Origin of the sequence: Mesotoga sp. HF07.pep.5.2.highcov (genome assembly GCF_003666285.1) — a bacterium.
Classification (GTDB): Bacteria; Thermotogota; Thermotogae; order Petrotogales; family Kosmotogaceae; genus Mesotoga; species Mesotoga prima.
In genome coordinates, this window is record NZ_JFHJ01000394.1 from 1 (window position 1) to 1,711 (window position 1,711).

Genomic DNA, 1,711 nt, shown 5'->3' on the forward strand with positions numbered 1-1,711 from the left:
TGATCTTGATGCCACCAACCTCCGACCACCAACCGCGGTCTTGCAACTGATTCTTTCCTCTGAAAAGAAGCGTCGATACTGCCTTCTTGAATATGATCCCCACTCTAGTTCTTATCGCTGCTACTCTTAGTGTGTGATAACATCTAAGTGTCCCTCATCATTGTCGGCTTTTCGGGAAGTTCCGTATGAATGGTTTCCAGATGTATAGATAACAGGGGGTTTTTGAAATGGAAAGGTCTGTTGTAAGTCCTTCGGAAAATGCTGAGAGTTTTGTCGAGATAGGTTTTGCGAAAACCAATTTGACTATCGTGAAGGAATTCGTGCTGGGTATTCTGGGCGGTGCATTCATTGCATTTGCGGCGCAGGGGTCCAACGTGGCGATACACACTATCGGTTCAGTGGGACTTTCCAAGACCCTGGCAGGCGCATTATTTGCGACGGGCCTTATGATGGTAGTCGTTTCCGGAGCAGAGCTTTTCACGGGTAACAGTCTTATTGTCATTTCCTGTTTGCAAAAGAAGTCGAAATGGGTTTCTATGTTCAGGAACTGGCTCTTCGTTTACTTAGGAAACTTTGCGGGTTCCTTACTTATAGCTTACTTCGTTCTCCATTCAGGCCAGCTCGGCTTTTCCGAAGGTCTGCTGGGTGGATATACAATCAAGATTGCGGCTTATAAGACGGGTCTTAGTTTCGAAAGCGCATTCTTTATGGGGATTTTGTGCAACTGGCTCGTCTGCATAGCCATATGGATGGCATCCGCATCCAAAGACATAGCCGGCAAGATTCTCGCCATCTTCTTCCCGATATGGCTTTTCATTACCTCAGGCTTTGAACATTCCGTGGCAAACATGTATTATATTCCCGCAGGAATTCTCGCAAAGGCAAATGAAGAATTTGCCAAGGCCGCGATTTCTCTTGGAGTCAGTGCTGAGCAGATCGCCAATCTAAACTGGGGAACTCTCTTCACGAAGAATCTAATACCGGTGACTCTTGGAAACATCGTAGGAGGCGCTTTCTTTGTCGGTACAATCTACTGGTTTGTCTACTTGAAGAAAGGAAAGTCGGCACAATAATGGTGATCCCGGACTGTAAGCTTCAAAGAAAGCGTAAGTATAAATTTGATTTGTTGGAAAAGCGATAAGAAAGGGCAGCGTACTTAATTTAATAGTGAGGTCGACGCCCAGATCCCGAAACAAGTTCGGGATGACAATTTGAGGGACTTCCCAAAACCGCTGTCTGGATAACTACCTCATTTGCAGCAAAACCTTGAATTGGTAAGCCAGTTCTGTTCACAAGGCCCCGATCCTGTAATCGAAACCCCTTTCTCGGCGTCATCTGAACTTGTTTCAGCATCTCTATCCTAAGAATCGCTGTACGCTTAAGAGTAAAAACCCGCTGAGCGCTGTAAAGAGCAACCGTTGGCCCTTCGTCCAAAACCATGAACCCGTCCTTCGAAAGCGCATGAAGAACAGATCCTCTCTCTGGAACGAAGAACAGGTTTTCTTCGGAGAACGGAGAACCATTAAACGGCAGACCAGTTTCATTTGCTTTTCCAACCTCCGACCCCGACGCGGTCTTCAAAAGTGCAGATCCCGAAACAAGTTCGGGATGACAGTTATCGGCTTTTTCGAAGACGTCGCATCCCGTCATTCTGAACTTGATTCAGAATCTCTCGTTTTTTCACTTTGATCAGGAATGAAGAACAGGTTTT

Annotated in this window: 2 protein-coding genes; one reads left to right on the forward strand and one right to left on the reverse strand. The window is 46.1% G+C overall.

The features are described 5' to 3' along the window. Positions 1–227: 227 nt before the first annotated feature. Positions 228–1,073 (forward strand): formate/nitrite transporter family protein, encoded by an 846-nt coding sequence (locus BG32_RS08450; RefSeq protein ID WP_014731251.1) that lies wholly within the window; start codon positions 228–230, stop codon positions 1,071–1,073. Between the two features lie 88 nt (positions 1,074–1,161). Here the strand turns inward: BG32_RS08450 and BG32_RS08455 are convergent, their stop codons facing one another. Beyond that, entirely contained in the window at positions 1,162–1,650 is a 489-nt protein-coding gene (locus BG32_RS08455) for a hypothetical protein (RefSeq protein WP_014731252.1), read from the reverse strand. Positions 1,651–1,711: the final 61 nt, after the last annotated feature.